This is a genomic window from Fuerstiella marisgermanici (assembly GCF_001983935.1).
Taxonomy (GTDB): domain Bacteria; phylum Planctomycetota; class Planctomycetia; order Planctomycetales; family Planctomycetaceae; genus Fuerstiella; species Fuerstiella marisgermanici.
Genome location: NZ_CP017641.1, coordinates 5,986,522 through 6,004,751 on the forward strand (window position 1 = coordinate 5,986,522; position 18,230 = coordinate 6,004,751).

10 protein-coding genes are annotated in these 18,230 nt (G+C 55.6%); 4 read left to right on the forward strand and 6 right to left on the reverse strand.

Annotated elements, in window-relative coordinates; all coding sequences use genetic code 11:
• The first annotated feature begins 346 nt into the window (after nucleotides 1-346).
• Together Fuma_RS22470 and Fuma_RS35415 are read left to right on the forward strand one after the other, a co-directional pair.
• Complete coding sequence (locus tag Fuma_RS22470) at nucleotides 347-1,099, forward strand: carboxypeptidase regulatory-like domain-containing protein (RefSeq protein WP_077026091.1); 753 nt, start codon at nucleotides 347-349, stop codon at nucleotides 1,097-1,099.
• Between the two features lie 71 nt (nucleotides 1,100-1,170).
• Nucleotides 1,171-1,332 carry a hypothetical protein gene (locus Fuma_RS35415; RefSeq protein ID WP_158521100.1) on the forward strand — a complete coding sequence of 54 codons (162 nt, stop codon included), beginning with the start codon at nucleotides 1,171-1,173 and terminating at the stop codon, nucleotides 1,330-1,332.
• Between the two features lie 64 nt (nucleotides 1,333-1,396).
• On the opposite strand, the gene Fuma_RS22475 is transcribed toward Fuma_RS35415, so the two are convergent.
• Nucleotides 1,397-2,413 (reverse strand): hypothetical protein, encoded by a 1,017-nt coding sequence (locus tag Fuma_RS22475; protein WP_077026092.1) that lies wholly within the window; start codon nucleotides 2,411-2,413, stop codon nucleotides 1,397-1,399.
• A 458-nt stretch (nucleotides 2,414-2,871) separates the two neighbouring features.
• Between Fuma_RS22475 and Fuma_RS22480 the strand changes: the two genes are divergently transcribed.
• Complete coding sequence (locus Fuma_RS22480) at nucleotides 2,872-3,342, forward strand: division/cell wall cluster transcriptional repressor MraZ (RefSeq protein ID WP_077026093.1); 471 nt, start codon at nucleotides 2,872-2,874, stop codon at nucleotides 3,340-3,342.
• Between the two features lie 216 nt (nucleotides 3,343-3,558).
• Here the strand turns inward: Fuma_RS22480 and Fuma_RS22485 are convergent, their stop codons facing one another.
• The 3 genes from Fuma_RS22485 to Fuma_RS22495 form a co-directional block, all read right to left on the reverse strand.
• Complete coding sequence (locus Fuma_RS22485) at nucleotides 3,559-4,278, reverse strand: RsmE family RNA methyltransferase (RefSeq protein WP_077026094.1); 720 nt, start codon at nucleotides 4,276-4,278, stop codon at nucleotides 3,559-3,561.
• Nucleotides 4,279-4,286: 8 nt separating this feature from the next.
• Complete coding sequence (locus tag Fuma_RS22490) at nucleotides 4,287-5,675, reverse strand: efflux RND transporter periplasmic adaptor subunit (RefSeq protein WP_077026095.1); 1,389 nt, start codon at nucleotides 5,673-5,675, stop codon at nucleotides 4,287-4,289.
• A 124-nt stretch (nucleotides 5,676-5,799) separates the two neighbouring features.
• A complete protein-coding gene (locus Fuma_RS22495) occupies nucleotides 5,800-13,668 on the reverse strand; it encodes a proprotein convertase P-domain-containing protein (protein ID WP_077026096.1) in 7,869 nt (2,622 codons plus the stop codon).
• A 908-nt stretch (nucleotides 13,669-14,576) separates the two neighbouring features.
• Between Fuma_RS22495 and hisS the strand changes: the two genes are divergently transcribed.
• Complete coding sequence (gene hisS / locus Fuma_RS22505) at nucleotides 14,577-15,905, forward strand: histidine--tRNA ligase (RefSeq protein ID WP_077026098.1); 1,329 nt, start codon at nucleotides 14,577-14,579, stop codon at nucleotides 15,903-15,905.
• A 24-nt stretch (nucleotides 15,906-15,929) separates the two neighbouring features.
• Here the strand turns inward: hisS and Fuma_RS22510 are convergent, their stop codons facing one another.
• Complete coding sequence (locus Fuma_RS22510; protein WP_083732245.1) at nucleotides 15,930-16,751, reverse strand: ABC transporter permease; 822 nt, start codon at nucleotides 16,749-16,751, stop codon at nucleotides 15,930-15,932.
• 100 nt (nucleotides 16,752-16,851) lie between these two features.
• A complete protein-coding gene (locus Fuma_RS22515) occupies nucleotides 16,852-18,213 on the reverse strand; it encodes a hypothetical protein (protein ID WP_077026100.1) in 1,362 nt (453 codons plus the stop codon).
• Between the last annotated feature and the right edge of the window lie 17 nt (nucleotides 18,214-18,230).

The following is an 18,230-nucleotide window of genomic DNA, read 5'->3' on the forward strand; positions in this document are numbered from 1 at the left end:
CACCGATTGCCGCGAAACCAGCTTTTTGTAGACCGAAACCGACCAACTGACCAGTCAAGCAAATGATCGCGTGAAGGCGGCATGTGGCTTCGAACTCCGTCTTCGGAATATGAGAATCCCTGCCGATCATCCGTCGGAAACGCTTCGGCACACGTCGACTTTAATACCAAACAGGCGTAAGATTAACAGGTCGAAACCACGTTTCGTTTCCTCCCAATCCGAGCTACGACTTCACATTCGGAAAAGGCTTTGTGCAGGCAGTTCATGCCTGCTGCGGCCAGTCTTTCCGGACGTGGGCAGTGGCTTCGGGCGCAACTTCCCTTCCACTACACCTGAAAGCGACGTGATGAAGAAAATTGCTCAACTGTGTCTGTGTTCTCTGGTTCTCACCTCATCCACCTTTGCTGCGGACTGGGGGACGATTAAGGGAAAAATCGTTCTAAAAGACGCCGTTCCGAAGCCCGTTTTGCTGCACGCAAAAGGTGCAAACATCAAAGATAGCGAAACCTGTGCGGCGACGGACGTCTACAAGGATGATCTTGTAGTCGACGAGGACACCAAAGGAATCGCGAACGTGTTTGTGTTCCTGGCGAAGGCTCCCAAGAGCATTCACCCCGACGCGGCAAACCCGGAACCGAAAGTAATCTTCGACCAGGAGAACTGCATCTTTAAGCCACATGCACTGGTTGTTCAGGCCGGACAAACTGTTGAAGTGCTCAACAGCGACCCGGTAGCTCATAACACTCACACCTATCCGCTGCGGAACCAGGGCGTGAACATTCTTGTTGCCCCCAACACAGAGAAGGGCAATGGCGTTGATGTACCAACCGCTACTCGCGAATCACTGCCGCACGAAGTGAAGTGTGACTTTCACCCATGGATGAAGGCAGTTTGGTTGGTTGTGGATCACCCTTATGCCGCTGCCACAAACGAAAAAGGCGAGTTCACCATTAAGAACCTGCCTGTGGGCAATCACAGCTTCCGAATCTGGCACGAACGAGCTGGTTGGCTGGATCGCAAGTACAACGTCACCGTGAAGGCGGGTGACAATGCAGAACTGAAGCCCGTTGAAGTTGAACTGGCTCAACTGGAAGGCTAACACTGGCCGCAGATAAAATCGCAGGCGGCTTCGAGCAATCGAAGCCGCCTGTTTTCGTTTTAGGATTGTCCATGAAGCAACAAATCGGATTTCTGCTGCAACTGTTCGTGCTAAGTGCTTTGCCGGTGCTGGTCGTGTTTCAGTTGATCTACAGCTTTCGCCTGATCCTCATGCCCGCATGCCTGCTGGCTGGCATCGTGGTTTTTGCGGTAGGTGCAAAACTCCGCGGGTAAGGCCCCCCGATTTCGCCTCCTGCAGGGCAGGGGAAGCAGCGTCGCCAACGACGCTACCAAGCAGCTATTCAATAAACGGGTCGAAGCCGTTGCGGATAGCTTGAATGGCGGGCGGAAGGTTGGCACTTTCGATTGCCTTGTCGGCCAGCGGCTTCAGGGGACTGTCTTCGCTGAACATGCCGGAAACTGATTCCGGGACTGACTGCTCGATCTGGCTCCGAACAAATCGGTCCATCGAATTCGTCGAATCGGCCAACGCCCGATCCGCTTCCTGCTGCAGACCGGAGGTGGCCCGCTTAACAGTCTCTTCGGCACGATTTTCTAAAGCGCTGGTGATCTCCTCGAAGACTCCAAAGCCTGCATCAGCATCAGACGCTCCGCCATCAACAGACTCGCCTTCAGTTTCGCCGGCACCAAACAGCAAACTTTCCAACGCGTCAGCTTCCGAAGCGGGATCGAATTCATTGCTGGTCACGGGATTGGAAGGCGGAGCAATCGGCTGCGGAACCGTTGACGGTTTCTCGATGGGACTAAAGCCACCGGCCCCGGTACCAAAGACTTCGTCAATGCTCGGAAGATCACGACGAGCGATATCTGTGGCGGTGGTAGATGGCTCCAGGGCCGCCGAACGCCCCAGAGCGTTGCGTTTGGCATCGTCAGGAAATCGAAGCTGAAACATTTCGCCGACATCGTCTGGTGACGGCACGCGATCCGGGATCGTGATCAGCCCGGAACTGTCATTCGGCTGAACTCCTGCGGCAGTTTCGTTCAGGAACCCGCGAAGCTGATCAAGCGTGCTGCTTTCCGCTGAGACCGAATCCACAACAGAACCGGCTACCGTGCTGGCAACCAGATCCGTAGAACCGTGAGCCACCAGTGCTCGCACCAGTTCCGGCCGATCTGCCCAGGTTTCTGCGCTCCAGTTGCGAACGTCGGCGTAAGCCAGACCGAGTGACGGCTGCGGTGTGCGTGGAATGACGCGAAAGCCTTCGTTTGATTGCACGACGTGGAACTGCAACGCACATACGGCAGTGCCGGCACCGAGAAGGGCACCAAACAAAAACGGCTTGAACTTGCCCATGGCGGGAACCCGAACTGAAGGGAGTGATGGCAGGGAGAGAATGCAAAACACGGCGTTTTGACATTCAACAGTACCACCTCCCATTCGCCCCACTCCTGCCTATTCCAGGAGATCGCAATCAAAATCGCCGCAGAGAACAGGGCGGGGCCGCAGACTTTCACTGGACGGAAAGGCTTCGCTACTTACTACAACACATGCGACCGCCAACGCCGTCGCGGGGCATCAACAGGCGAGAGTTCTGTTCGAGGCGAGCAAAACGCAGCGAATATGCCGCGATTCGCCCATTCCGCCGAAATCGCGGAATCCGCATGTCTTTCGGTTGTCGAAATCACTTTCCGTGCGTAATCTGACGTTGTGGGTTTCGTGCCCAAAATGATCTTTGAAAACAGGTTGAAAGTGGACTGCCTGCCCAGTAGGTTAGAGCGGGGTATCTTTGCCGCGTTTTTTGGGAAGCCGTCATGTTCATCACCGGGGAAGTCAGGCGAACGATCGATGATCGGTTTCGCCTTACGCTGCCACCGGACTTCGCGGAGGGAATCTCCGACGAAGATGGGAACGTGATTGTGGCCAAAGAACGCACCGGCTGCCTGAGTCTCTGGCGTTCTGAAGAATGGAAAAAACGGCTCGACAGCGGTGTTGAGCTACTGCGGCAGAAGATTGATTCTGGTCGCATGGAAGGTCGCTGGGGCGATGTTCAACGACTCGGTCGATTGCTGTCAACGCGGCACCAGCAGGTGACTTTGGCCAAACGATCCCGGTTATTGATTCCGGAGGGCTTTCGCCAGTTTCTTGGCTCCACAGCGGGTCAGGAAGTTGTTGTTGTGGGTGCCGTGATTTGTGTCGAGATCTGGAACCCCGACAACTGGTTGGACGTACTAAAGACAGAAATGCCCGACTTTGGCGATCTGTTTAAGACACTGACGGAATAACGAATTCTTCCCAACAGGCAGACCCACAACACAACAACCGCACTTGCGGTTAATGAAAGCAGAACGGACCGAACGAGAGTCGGGCGACTTACTCACTCAACACTTCCCTCTAACGGCGGAAATTCGCGGAAGCCAATTTGAGCCTTCCATGGATGGCCACTCGGCAGGGATGCCGCCCTTCTCTCTTCGGTCCTCTTCTTTCAACCTGATCTTTCATTACTGGCTGCCGGCTTGAGCGGCCAAAGCCACCGTCGCGAAGACGACGGCTGCAGTCTCCGTCCTCAGAATCGGGCCTTGCCACGACACCAGGCCGGCTCCACACTGCTCGGCCTTTTGCACTTCGTCGTCGGTGAAGCCACCTTCCGGCCCAATCAGGATGGACGTTGAGCACGCCGGGGCACCATTTGACGAAAGCGGACACGGCTGAGCTCCCGGGTGAGCCAGCAGGACGCGTTCAGTACCGCCGGTGTGGCGTTCCAGAAGGTCGTTGAATTCGACCGGCTCCGCGATTTCCATCAACCATGCTCGGCCACACTGCTTTGCAGCGCTGATCACCGTCGTCGACAGTTTGTCCAACTTCGACTGACGCGGGTCAACGACAGCTCGCTCGCACTGCAGCGGCACAAAGCGGTCGACGCCAAGTTCCGTCAACTTTTCGACCATCCATTTCAGCCGGTCGCCTTTGGGCGGCACGGCAGCGATTGTGACGGCAGCCGTCAGACGACGTTCGTGGAATGAGCGTTCTACAATCTGCGTGCGAATATCCCGACGGCTGGCTTTCTGCACCGTTGCCACGGCGACGGTCCCGGCACCGTCGAAGAGCGTCACCGTATGCCCCGGTTTGACGCGCATCACATGCAACGCGTGATGAGCCTCAGCATGCTCCAGTGTCGCGAAGTCGCCAGAGAGGTCGGGGCAAAAGAATCGATCCGCCATAGTGCTGGTTATTCGTCCGCATTCAGTGGCCGCAGCACAGGGCTCCGCAACGACTCGATTTCTTCAAGCGGCCCGCTCACCGACTGCACGACGACCTCCTGATCGTCCTGCACGATGTCCAGATTGGTCAGGATAACTTTTTCGCCCGGTTCCAGACCCTTTTCCACCAGCACGAGTGACTGTAGTCGACGCCCCGGCTGAATCTTCCTGCGTTGAGCATGGCCCGCTTCGTCTACAACATAGACGCGGCCATTGACAATCGCTTCGCGCGGAATGAGCACGGCGGAATCGTACGACCTTCCATCAATGCGAGCGTGGACAAATGTGCCGGGCAGCAGTGACGATTCATCACCGGTATTGTTCACCTCAACAAACACCTGCACGGTCCGCGACTGCGGATCAGCCTCTGGAGCGACTCGAACTACGTGCCCCGTCCATTTAGGCAGGGATGTCTCGTTTTCAGCCAACGCTACGGTGGGGCGGTTACCCTGAGCCAGATCGTCGTCCAGTTGCAGAAAGTTGTCCACGCTAAGCGAGATTGGCACTTCAACCTGCGTCAAATCGGTCAACCGCACCAACTGCTCCCCCGCGCGAACGTAGCGTCCCTGTTCGACGAACACCTCGCTAAGAACCCCGTCAAATGGCGGCCGGACTTCGGTTCGTTGAAGGTCGTTTTCGGCACGCGTCTTTTCGGACAAACTGGACGCCAGACGTTGTTTCGCAGCAGAAATCTGATGGGGCAGAGCGGCCGCCTGGTTTTCGAGCTGAATGATCGTGTCTTCGTAGCGCTGGACCTCCAACAAGGAGCGATTCAGTTCCGACGGCGTAGAAACTTTTCGCTGCACGCCTTTTTGAATACGCCCGAATTCCTCTTTCAGCGTGGTCAACACAGAAGCCGCTTTCTCCAGCTGGCGGCCTACATTCTCCTGCTGCACATTGAGTTGAGCGATTTCCGTTTTGGCTTCTTCAATTCGGTTCGACGCCTGATCGACTCGTTCACGAAAATCCCTCTGGTCGATTTTCAGCAGCAGGTCACCTGTCCGGCTGACGGTCGGGCCTTCGCCTGAAGGAACCGCCTTGCCAGCATTGACGGCAAAGCCAACTTTAAGCTGAGGATGAACTTCGACGACCTCGCCCGTGACTTGCGCCGCAACGATGACTTCACGGTCTGCGCGGGCCGTCCCAAAACCGGTCAGCAGCTCCTGAAATCCGATCGGCCGAACTTCAAACACATCCACGTTCAGACGCACGACGTCGGTCTGCTTTTGCTCAACTTCCGGCTTCTGAGCATACAACATCTGGTACACGCTGAAACTGCCCAGCAGCACCAGCACAATTAGAATTTCTGAGACGATCAGTCGGCGAACGGCCGAGTGTGGTTTAGCCTGATGACTCATGGAAGCGTGCTGCCAAGTGACAAAAACGGAAACTACCCGGATATTGTAGACAGCAGTCTAACAAAAACAGCCCTGCGAAAAATCGCAGGGCTGTAGAGTTCATTTTTCGCTGAAGTCAGAAAACTTATCCTTCGTCATCCGTTCGGCGATCGCCTTGACGGCGGCGGATTCGACCACCGGTGATCAGGCCCAGCCCCAAAGCGGCTGCAAACTGAGGAGAAGATGCTTCCTGTTCCGTCGTTTTCGATTCGCCCGTCCACCAATCGCTGGTAGCGAGGTCGGCCATGACGGCGTCGACGACTTCGCCGGCATCGAACACAACATCGTCGGCAACTTCCGTAGACGGACCGGCGACCTCAGCAGCCTCTGTCGCAGTCACTGTTTCCGTCGGAATCAACATTTCATCGGAAACCGTCGGAGCGACCTCATAGCGTTCGTCGCCAGTTTCTGGCGTTGAAGCCACGGGCACGTTCGTCAGAAGTGTGCCCGACGTTGACGGCAATTCGATGGCAGGCGACTTAATGTCGCTGGAAGCCACGGTGATGTCGACTGGCTTGCTCCAGAAGGACCTCTCACCCATCTCGCTGATGGCTCGAATCCAGACACGATACGTGCCGGACGCAAGTGGCGAGGTGATGGCAAGCGACGTGGTCTGCACACTGTCGTTGTACACAACTTTTGACTGAGCAACGTCTGTGCGATCCATCCAGAATTCGTAGCGGTCTGCCCCTGCAACGCTCGTCCACAGGAACGTTGGCGTCGACGACGTCGTTGATTCGTCCACAGGCGACACGATGTCAGGACGGCCGCCGACGGTGAATTCTGTTGCCGGCGACCACGCGGATTCCGTACCGTCAGCAGCGACGGCCTTCACCCAAACGGCATAACGCCCGTTCTCCAGATCCATTTCTGGTGTGCGTGAGGTGCCGACGACAAAACGGTCCCTGAGAATTACCTCTGGAGTTTCGCCAGGATTGCGAAGCGTAATCCAGATGTAATAGTTTTCGGCACCGTCGACGGCATCCCATTCGATCGTTGGTGTACGGTCAAACGTCGCACCCGATGGACGCACGTTGGTCGGCGACGACAGAACGGTGAAAGTGATCGGGGTACTCCAGAAACCATCTACAAACGCAGGCACATCGCCGTTGTTGGCTGTGTAGACATCGTCCTGAACAGAGGCTCGCACCCACGCTCGATAGGTTCCGCCCGGCAGGTTAGCCTGCGAAGCGAAGCTGGTCGTTTGCAGATTCGTTTCCCGAATAACCTGACTTTCGCCGGTACTCAAATTGTTAACCCACAGGTCGTACCGATCTGTGTCCACAACGGTTGTCCAGGAAATTTCCGGGAACGTGGCAGACGCGACAAACGACTGATTCGTTGGGCTCACCATTTGTGGGCGAGTACGAATTCGGAAATCGTAAGGATCACTCCAGAATCCGGGCTGTTCCAGATCGTCGTACGCTCGGACCCAATAGCGATACCGTCCGACACCCAATTCCTGAGTCGGCGTGAAGCTGGTCTGTGTGGCCGGAATATTGTCCAGTCGGAACAGCTGCACGATGCCGCGTGATACATCGTTGACCCACAGGTCGTAGCGTGTGGCACCTCCAACCGGATCCCACGAAATGGTAGGCGTTGGATCTTCTACAACACTTTCCGGACCAACGGGAATTGGCGGTTCATGGTCCTGCACCGTCAGATTCAGAACGCCATTCCGATAACCGACAGACGTTCCCGTGACGGTCACCGACTGATCGCGATCAATCACAGAATCATTCACGGCGTTAATCTGGAACGTCGCCGACGTGGCTCCCACAGGAATCAGCACTTCCGTTGGAATAGAAATTTCCGTCGGATCACTGTTGGTCAGACTGACGATGATCGGCTGCGTGTGCCCAAGAGAACTGACACTCACGGTACCCGTTGTAACGTTGTCTCCCGCGTTCTCCAAAAACGAATTCTGCCCAGCCGGCACGGTGATGGAAATGAACTCAGCGTCTTCCACCACAATATCCAGCGTGCCGGAATTCACGGCGGGGTTCGCCACATTCTGATCAGCAGCAGTGATTTTGACCGTCTGAGGCCCATCCAGCAGCGTGTCTTCGACGATCGTGGCGGTGAACGTCGTGCTGACCTGCCCAATGCCGATGATGAGAGTCGTCGGCACCGTCAGTTCTGTGAGATCGCTGCTAACCAATGTCACGGTCAACGGCTGGCTCAGGTCATTGGCGTCCAATCGAGACAATGAAATGGTAATCGTGCCCGCGTCTTCCGCGACGTCCGGCGTGAGTGTCGTTAAAGCGAGGCGTGGCTCCTGGTCGGTGACCGTGATCTCGTCACTCGTCGTCGAAATGTAGCCGGGAGCTGAAGCCTCGATCGTAACCGATTGATCGCCGTCGAAGTCAAAGTCGTCAATCGCGTCAATCGTAAAGCTAGCGGTTGCTTCACCAATCGGGATAACAATTGGTGATGCCACGGCAAGTTCGCTTGTGTCACTGCTGACCAAAGTCACGATCAACGGCTGCGACATATCGGAATCAGAACGCGTGATTGTGCCGGAGATCGCGTTCGGCCCATCGCCTTCAGAAACGACTAGTGTGTCCAACGAAATCTGCAGGGTCTCAACATCCGTCACATCCACCGTGTCCATTCCGGGGTCAAACCCGACAAGGTTCATGGTGTCAATGCTGATGGTCACTGTCTGCGTACCGTCCACAATCGAATCATCGATCGCCGTCAGGTCAACGTAAACTTCTTCGCGAGCAGCCGGGATGACAACTGTCGTTGTGGTAACGGTGGCTTCTGAAGGATCGCTGCTGATGAGCGTGACTCTTGTTTCAGAAATGCCAACCGTATCAATGTCCAACGACCAGCTTAACAGCGTGCCGACATCGGTCACGTTGTCGTCGACAACTTCCAGTGTCCATGTCCCCGATGGATCCTCACCGTCGAACTTCGAAAGCAGTTCTCTGGGAATAAATCTTCCGGTGTACGGAGCCACCCCGTCGCGGATGCGCGTAGCGGCTTCGTCGTCGAATATGGTCCCCGTCATGTTGGTTTCGTTGCTGCCAAGGTCCGCGAACAACTGAACGCGAGTTCCCGACGGGCTAACGAGCGCCACGTCAAGGTCCGGGATGAACCCATGCTGCAGCGTGATGGAAACGTCTACATCTGTGACTCGTGAAATTTGGTCGACGAGCGTAATGTGCGACAGCGTGACATCACGATCTGTAATCGGCACGGGAGTCGTCACCTGACCAAACGTGGATTCAGGAACGGTAAACGGACCGTCCACATCCGATCGGAAGATGCGAATTTGGTTGGGAAGCAGCCCGTCCGTTTCAGCAACCTCAGACGGCATGATTTCGACACCCACCTGCTCGGCATCCGTCACCGTGACGATGGTCGCATCCGAAACATAGTTATCCGCCGTCCCCGTGATTGTGACCAGCTGCGCGCCATCCAGGATGTTGTCGTCGATCACATCGATTGGCACCGACACTGATGCCTGCCCAACAGGAATCTCCACCTCGATAGGCACCTGCAGCTCGGTGAGATCGTCTGAGGTCAGCCTGACGATTACGGGGCCGGTTGGAAGCGTTGAATGGCGGCCAAAGCTGGAGAATGTTGTCTTTGCGTCGACAGTGACGTCAACGGCAAACTGACTTGCGTCATCTACGAATATCGCATCTCGAGGCCCAATGATCACGACACCATTGGTATCCGAGATAATGACTTCTTTACTGATGTTGGTATCCACGTCAGCAACGTTGGCCAGGCCGAGGCTGGACGCATCGAGAGTTGCGATCGTGGTACCGTCCGCATCAAAGATCACGACCGAACCATTGGGGCCACCGCCGAGAATATGACCTTCTTCGTCAACTGAGATCGCATTCACCACTGCATCTAATTGGATGTTCCGTTCGAAAATCAGCGTCTCGGGATCGTAAACGGAAATCTGAGTCCCGTTTTCCACAAGGCCATAAAGCAGCTGGTCATTGATACCAATGGACACGTCGCGGAAACTCAATTCCTGAGCCACAAGTCCTGGTACATCGCCGCCCGCAATTTCAGCGTTTCTGAAAGGGCTAAAGCCCGAGAAATCGTGAGGAACCCCGTCGATGACAACGGTGTTCAAATCAAGATCGACAGGGACGCCTGTGCGATCGAAGACTCGAATCAAATTATCGTTGGGGTCGAATGGGTCGTCTACGTTCAGGTAAATCAACTGGTTAAGTACCGTGCCATCGCGGGATACGTCGTTCATCCCTTCAATGCCGGACGAGCGGAAGAAAGTTGAAATGGACGCACCATCGCCTGTCGCGAACGAATTAACGACCCGACCGGTCAGCGGGTTGACCATGTACACGCGATTGTTACCGAAACCTCCGCCAATTGTACCTGGATACCCATGGAACAGTAACACGTCTGGGTTACCGAGCGTCCCGTCGCCCTTCAGCGACCCTGTTGCTGGCCCAATGACAATACTGTTAAGAGAGTCGACTGGAATTAGTCCGCTGGCGAACTGACGATTCGCAGGGTTGTACGATTGGATCACACGATTAAAGGCAAAAGTCGAGCTATAGAACGGAATGTTGAAGTAGATCAAATCGTTCAACACCGTCATACCAATTTCTTCAAACGAGAAGAAAAAGCCCGAGCCCGCCAGCGGGATGGAGTGGACTTCCAGAATTTCGCCGGTATCCGGATTCAACTTCTGCAATTCGACCAGTGACGATGCCGACGTTGTGCGGTCAAACAAAGCCCAAAGATTGTTGCCGTCGAATGTGATTGCCTCCAGCGTGTTGAATGTCGAAAGCGTCGGCGTAGGCGTCAGCGTGCGGACAATCTCGCCGGTCACCGCGTGCGCTTCTACGATGCGATTGCTTTCGTGATAGAACAGCCGTGATCCCACGGAACTGTCAGCAAATCGCACGACTTCGCCAGTCAGCGTGTTGACTCGAACAATCCCGCGTTCGTCGCCATCGAAGGACTCAAGGTCGGTCAAGAAGATATAGTCGCCCACAGATGCCAACCCGCCGACCGTTTCATCGGCTGACGTGTTCGCTGATAGCCCCGGCTCAGCAAAATGATCCCATGTGCCCAGAGTCACATTGTAAACGGACAGGAACACTCTGCCTGTACCGTTGTAAACAGCCACGTTGCCATCCTGCAGCACGAGGATGTCATGGACAATTTCGCCAGCAGGACGCCCTGTACCACCCGGCCATTCCACGGGAATGGTGCGGATCACAGCTCCGGATGGATCACGTTCCTGAATACTGTCACCGGCCGCGATCCAATGGTTAGCCGCGTCAATATCCGTGTTGCTACGCGTCACCGTCAGTACGGCACCGCCCGGCCCAGCGTTTTCCTTAACAGGATCAGGATTCACGGTGGCTGAAATCGTCTCGTGATCGCGAACCTTCAGTCTCACTTCGCTGTTTAGCTTGCCACCGACGAACGCCTGAACCGTCACATTCTGGTCGCCGTCCAGAACGCTGTCATCGACAGCTGTGACGTCAAACAATACAAACGTCTGACCAGGCGGAATCACGACCTGCTGAGGGACAATCAGCTCCGACGTATCGGTGCTTTGCAACTGCACTGTCAACGAACTTGATGCGGGCTGACCCTGTGGTCGGTCCACGCGACCAATGCCCACCACGACGTTGTCATTTTCCGAGATGGATTCCACGCGCGGTTGCGTGGGGTCCGGCTGGAACGAAACGACGGCTGGCGTTCCATCCACGCCCTTCATCGTAATTGTGTACTGCCCAACGTTGCCATACTCACTCGCACCAGTGTTGAGGTCCCGAATGTTCGAGACACTAATGTAGTACTGCCCCGCCGGAATCGTCTCAACGATCGTCGCTTTCAGACTTGCCGGACTCGCATCGTTGGGGTTGGGGGTCAGAGGAAAATCGCCATCGGAATTCACCAGCACGAGCGAGTCGGCAACGTTGCGATACAACCTGATCACCGGATCGAAGTTGGCACCCGGATTAGTGATACCAGGAACCGGATTGCCTAGTGAGTCTACGGTCAGGTCGAGGCCCGTGATGCTGATTTCAGCCGTCGCTTCCACCGTGCGGAAGGTAAACCAGTCCTGGTCGTCCTGCTGCTCAATGATGCCCGTCAGAACTTCGTCACCCTGAGTCACGTTGATGGCTGCCGCCGTGGCAAACCCGTTGCCCTGAACATCGCGACGAAACGAGATGCGGTTCTGAGTGTTGGTGATGATCCCTATCGGATCCTGAATGGGATTGCCTGCGGTTGAACCTGGCCCCTGTAGAAACACGTCTCGAAGACTGGAAACCGAATCACCGCCAATCGGGCCATAAGCCGGAAGGCCAGCCACGCGGTTGCCTGTATTGGCATCAATATACGTTTCGATTCCCATCGATTTCGCGATGGTCGCGCTGATCTCCAGCGCGGTTTCCTTTGGTGACGTGAAGGTGTCCGAGAACACAACAGCGTTATTGTCGTCCCCACCGGAGTTGAACGTATTCAGTTCCGCAAAACCGGTTCCGAGCGGTGTGACCTGCCATGAACCATCACCACCGATGGCGACCAGAATTCCTTCGCGGTCACGATACACAAATGGGTCGGAAGTCGTGACGTTTACGTCGAATGGTGCAAAGTCCTCGGCCACGCGTGCCCAGATCTCTTCAATCTGTGCGGTCTCTTCGGCAGAAAAAGACGTGCGGTCGCCGTCGGTATCGTAAACAGGCACGTAAAACGGCCGGTCAATGCCGTCTGCACGTTGAGCGAGTACTTCAGGGTTAGACACGACGTGACCGTTGAAATCCAGAAACAGATTCACCGGTGCGCTTGGGTTACTCTGCTGCGGCGCGACCGGTAGTGCAGAACCGGTATCGATGCCATCCATCGTGATCGTGTACTCACCGAGATTGCCGTATTCGCCGCGGTTTGAGACCTCAATAAAATATCGCCCGGCGGCAAGGCTGGTCGAAATGCTTGCCGAAAGGCTGTTCGCCGGATCATCCTCCGCGACCAGTGTTCCGTTCGCATCAAAGATTCGCAGCACAGGATCAAGGTTGGCCCCCGGATTGGCCGCACCGAAAGAATTGCCCGTGATTGCCGAAGCGCGCGTGGTTAAATCCAATACATTGATATTGATCGTAGCTGTGCCAGCGGCCGCTGTGCTGAATGTGAACACGTCCGTGTCATCATTTCGCTCAATCACACCGCGGATCGATTCGATGTTTGCTGTCGTAGCCACGTTTGTGGCCGTCGCAATCGAATTCCCATGATCATCAGCGGCAAAGACGATGCTGTTTGCAGTTTTCGTGATGATGGAAAGGTCGTCCTGGCCTCCGTTGTCCGACCAGATATCCCGCTCACCGGTGGCAAACAGTGGTGCATTATCGACACGACGAATCGCAGGACTCGTGCCGACAAATGTGAGGCCGACGGCGCGACCAATCGCCCGGCTGGCTCGGTAAGCGATATCTCGGCCGAGATCCTGGTAATTCGTTGTAATGGAATCGGCACCGCCGCCATCGCCGACAGTCACGACGTTCTCAGCTGCAGCACCACTCCATTCATCCAGGGTGGCCGTGATGTCCGTGTCATTTGCACCAATGACGACTCGTAAAGCATTACCGTTCTGGAACGATAGATTCGGGTCAACCAGATCGGCCGCGCGCACTTCAATATCGAACGGCGCCAGATCTTCAGACACGCGCAAGAAGATCTCTTCAATCTTTTCCAATTCCAGATTGGAAAACGTGCCGTCGTGCTGAGCATCCATGCTGAAGGCCTGCGTGCTGCCATGACCATCGAAGTCAAGGTACACGAGGTCAGGCGCGCCTGGCCGACTGATGAGAAAGTCGGGAATATTGGTCAGCAGCAACCGTTCTTCCAACGCCTCTGTGGTCGTCGCTCGCTGAAGATTGCGACGCGACTTGCGCGTTTGTGAACGCGAATTACGGAAACCTGCGAGCAGAGATTGCAGTACTGCCATGAAAATTTATCCTCTTCAGACTCAACGGATCGTCTATCGATCTCGCGAGTGAACCGGGCTAAACACCCCAACGATCACGTTCTCTAACGGACTCACAGTTATCAAACCTGAGTCACCAGGCCGAATCCAGTGCGTTTCCTGAGCGACTTCGTCGTTCCCGGGAAACTCACGGAAGTTGTTCCTACAGCTGTCAACAAATCCACCGCCCGCACCCATTTCCGGCCTGAATCGTGTCAGACTGCGGTGCGGATCGCCACTTCTGGCCGTCTTTTCTGATGACACGGACCCGGTCATCAACGACGCAATCAAACGGCAGAACCAACACGAACCCACACACCTAAACATCTGTTCAGGCATATTTGCGCAGGGCGAGCGGACGGCCTTCACCCTGTCCTTCGTTTCTCGACTTTTCAGGTGCCGGAAGGAAACCGGCATTCTGAACCCTGCTTCGCGTACGCAAAATTCCTGTCGGTTGATCCGAATGCCCGAAGTTTGACAACCAGCGAATCACCAGAATTGGCCGGAAAACGCAGTCACCTCGACCGCCCGTTGCTAAATGGCACTCCGTTTGACGATTAGGCCGAATCTGAGGGCGAGGCAAACGCGATTGGCTGATTTGGCCTTATCCGGTTGCCTTCGAAGCATTTAGGTAACGTGGGAATCTCCGTTTTTTTCTGTTGGCGGGCCGTTTTGAGTTGAGGAATACAAGCAATACCGTGAGCCTACGGCTGCCTGTCGTGTCAGTCCGAAGCATGGGTTCCGTCACGGCGAAATGTCGTGAACTTTATGAGCCACAAGGCAATTCAAAGCGCGATTTCGAGGCAACATCCCCCAATTCCGGGCCAAATGCGATCTGACATCGCCACTGGCCGATTCCTGGTTTTCCTTCCGAACGGCAATCCCACTTCGTGTCTAGCAACAAGAAAATCAAGCCCCAAACACTTCGTGGCTTCCGGGATTTCCTACCGGACCAAATGATGGCGCGAGAACATCTGATCGATACTGCTCGGCAGGTGTATCGCAGCTATGGATTCGCCCCCATTGATACGCCCGCCCTGGAATATGCAGAAGTACTGCTGGGCAAAGGTGGTGAAGAATCGGACAAGCAGGTCTTCCGGTTCACCGATCAAGGCGATCGCGACGTCGCTATGAGGTTCGACCTGACCGTCCCGCTGGCCCGGTATTCGGCTCAGCACATCCAGGAATTAGGCACACCGTTTCGCCGCTATCACATCGGCCCCGTCTGGCGGGGCGAACGCCCCGCGCGAGGTCGATATCGCGAATTTATGCAGTGCGACTTCGACACCATCGGCAGCGACAGCAACGCGACCGACATCGAAACTCTGATGGTAATCCACGATCTGTTCGAAAAAATCGGCATCGAACGTTTCACGATTCGTGTCAACAACCGTCGCGTGCTTAACGGCCTGCTGGAAAAGAACGACCTGCTGCAGCATGCGTCCGGAATCCTGCGAGCCCTGGACAAGCTGGACAAAATCGGGCGAGACAAGGTCGTCGCCGAAATGGTCGAACAGGTTGGCATTTCAGAAGCGCAGGCTGGCAACGTGCTGGACATGGCGATGCTAACCGGCACACCTGACGAAATTCTCACTTCACTGGATGGCATGCTGCAAGGAAGCGAAACGGGCGAAACCGGGTTGAGCAACCTGCAGGAGTTATTTGGCACGATTCGAACGTGCGGCCTGCCTCAGGACCGAGTTACCCTTGACGTTTCGATCGCCCGCGGTCTGAATTACTACACCGGCACTATCTACGAAACCTTCCTTGGTGACTTGCCCGGCATCGGCAGCGTGTGTTCCGGCGGGCGCTACGACAACCTGGCCCAGCTCTTCACATCGCAGAAGCTGCCAGGCGTGGGCGCAAGTCTGGGCGTTGACCGCATGCTGGCCGCCATGGAGGAACTCGGCATGACGGAAAAGGCGACAACGCCGGCCCCCGTCCTGGTGACGATGTTCGAACGTGAACGAGCGGCAGACTACATGCAAATCGCCAGAACGCTGCGGCAGGCGGGAATCGGTGCTGAAGTCTTTCCCGAAGCGAAGGGGATTGGCAAGCAGATGAAGTATGCCAATCGCAAAGGCTTTCAAGTCGCGTTGATTGCAGGCACCGACGAATTTGCCAGCGGGACATGGCAGGTCAAGGGACTCGTCGATGGCTCGCAGCAGCAGGTCGCCACGGAACAGGTTGTGGCAACGATTGAGGCGCTAATCCGCTAACGGAACCGAACAAGCAAAGCCTCGTTAACTGCTGGCGCTGCGGTAGTGTCCCAGCGACCACGAAAACACGGCCCGGGAAATTAACATCCCCACAACGGCCGACATCAACGCCACCAGCATCCAGTGCTTTTGCTCTAGTGTGTCCACGATGACTCGTGCCGGCACGGTCACCACCAACAGGATGGGCACGATGTACGAAAACCCAAACTGCAACACTTCACCAGCTTCAAAACGCTGCGAAGCATCTCGCCCGTCGTAAATGCTGCGCGGGTAGCGAGCGAACACGGTGATATAAAACCAGAAGTCGTACAGGCCCTGATTGCGGCCCAGAAAAATGCTGCTGCATGCCGTTACCACCATCAAAGAATAAAAGAACAGCACACCGATCAGCACGAAGGCCAGATACATCACCAACTGCATCACCGAGATCGGTTCACCAATTCGGTACAGCGATCGGATCAGCAATCCCAGGGCCAACGCCACCTGGCTTAACATCGCCAGGTTGACTCGTTCCAGCGACACCAGAAATTGAGTGTCCAGCGGTTTCACCAAAGCGAAGTCCAGCCTCCCGGTGCGAATCTGCTCGCTGAGGTTCGCGCAATTTGGCATGAAAAACGTCTCGACAATGCCGTTGATCAGCATGCCAGTGGCCATGAACGCAAAATACTGGTCCTCAGTCCACCCGTTGATCTCCGGGACTTTGCTGTAGATGATCTTGAACAGCGCAATTTGAGCAACAAACCAAAACGCGCGCGTGATGATCTGGATCAGGAAATTGCCCTGAAACATCATCTCACGGATCAAAGCATTGCGAAGAAACGTCGCAAAGACGCGGAAGTGGTACATGGAAAGCGGAATCGTCCGACATGGCGAAAGGAATGCGTAGAGACGCATTGTTGCATATCGGGGGCGTGGAAGGCGAGCGGTCAGCGCAACCGAATTTGGTTCAGGACTTACCCGCCGGACGCTGACTGGCGTCGTCGACAGACGACACGGCCGCTTTTGGTGAATTGGACCAATATTCCGGCAACTCTGGTTTTGTGTCGCGGAGAATTTCCACGATGGCTTGACGGTCCTGTTCTGTCAGGTGAGCGAACTCTTCAGACGTGTCTTCACCGGAAAGCACGTCCCACATCCGCTGCCAGACGTATTCCTTCATACGGGCAGGCAATCCGTCGAACTGTGCTGAATAAACCAAATAGCTGCACGGATATTTGAACATCCTCGTACGGAAGTCGAGGTCGCGCAGAGATCGTCCTTCGCTGTCATACGGTCCGACGGACGCAAACTTTTTGGCGAATCCCGATGTGCCAGCAACAGGTTCCGTTAACGGCGCTTCGTCGACCAGTAACAACGCCTCGACCAGATCATCACCGGCGCTTTTTATTCGCCGTGCCGTGCTGTCCAGCGGTGTGCCTTCATCATAGCCCAGCGCCTTGTTCATCGTCGCTTCGTAGTGCAACGCCTGTCGCGTCGCGAAGTTGGCTTTGGTCAGACGGTTATGAACCAGAGTCTGGTGCTCCATGATCATCAGCGCCACGATATCGCTGTAGGGTGTCAGATATTTGTCGACGTTGAAGCGGTCTTTCAGTTGGCGTACGTTTTGGCCTTCGGGATTCTTAACCGGTTCGGGGACCTCTCGCGTCTTTACCACAAGGTTACCAAGATGCGTTTGGTCGCCATGAGTTCCCGTGACGTACCAACCGCCCCAGCGATCCTTAAACGGAGTTTTGTGATCGACAACTCGGCTGCCGGCTGAGTACATCGGCTGGCCGCCAGCATCAACAAACAGCGAACGTGCCAAGTGCCCTGGCACGCCTTCCGTGCGTGATGAACTGTGACAGATCAGGCAGTTGTCGACAGCTCGCTTAAACTTCGGTTGCTCGGTCGGCTCCTGCTCAAGCGAATAGAACACGGCACCCAACTGCGGGTCAGCGACGGAGACTTCCATGATATCGCCGTTCTGACAGTATCCGATATAGACGTCGTCGTTGAAGTAGAGAGCTCGCGGCGTGCGAGGAGCGATGCGCCGCAGTTGCAGGCTGGTTTTCGAAAACACGAGCATCTGAGATTCGACCGGCACGTCCAGAGCCTTCAGCATAGAAGGCAGATAGCCGAATTCCGGATCGTGAGTCAGCAACGACGGATCCTTCGACAGCCGCGATTGCAGTTCTGTAATCACGTTGTCCGGCGTGCTCGAACGGTACAAAATCGGAGCTTGCTCGAACTCATCTGCAGCAGGGACCGCTGAAGCAAATACCGTGGCGAACAAGCTAACGACAGCGGCAAAGGTGGTTGAGTTTCTCATGGCGGGCTCCCGGCGAG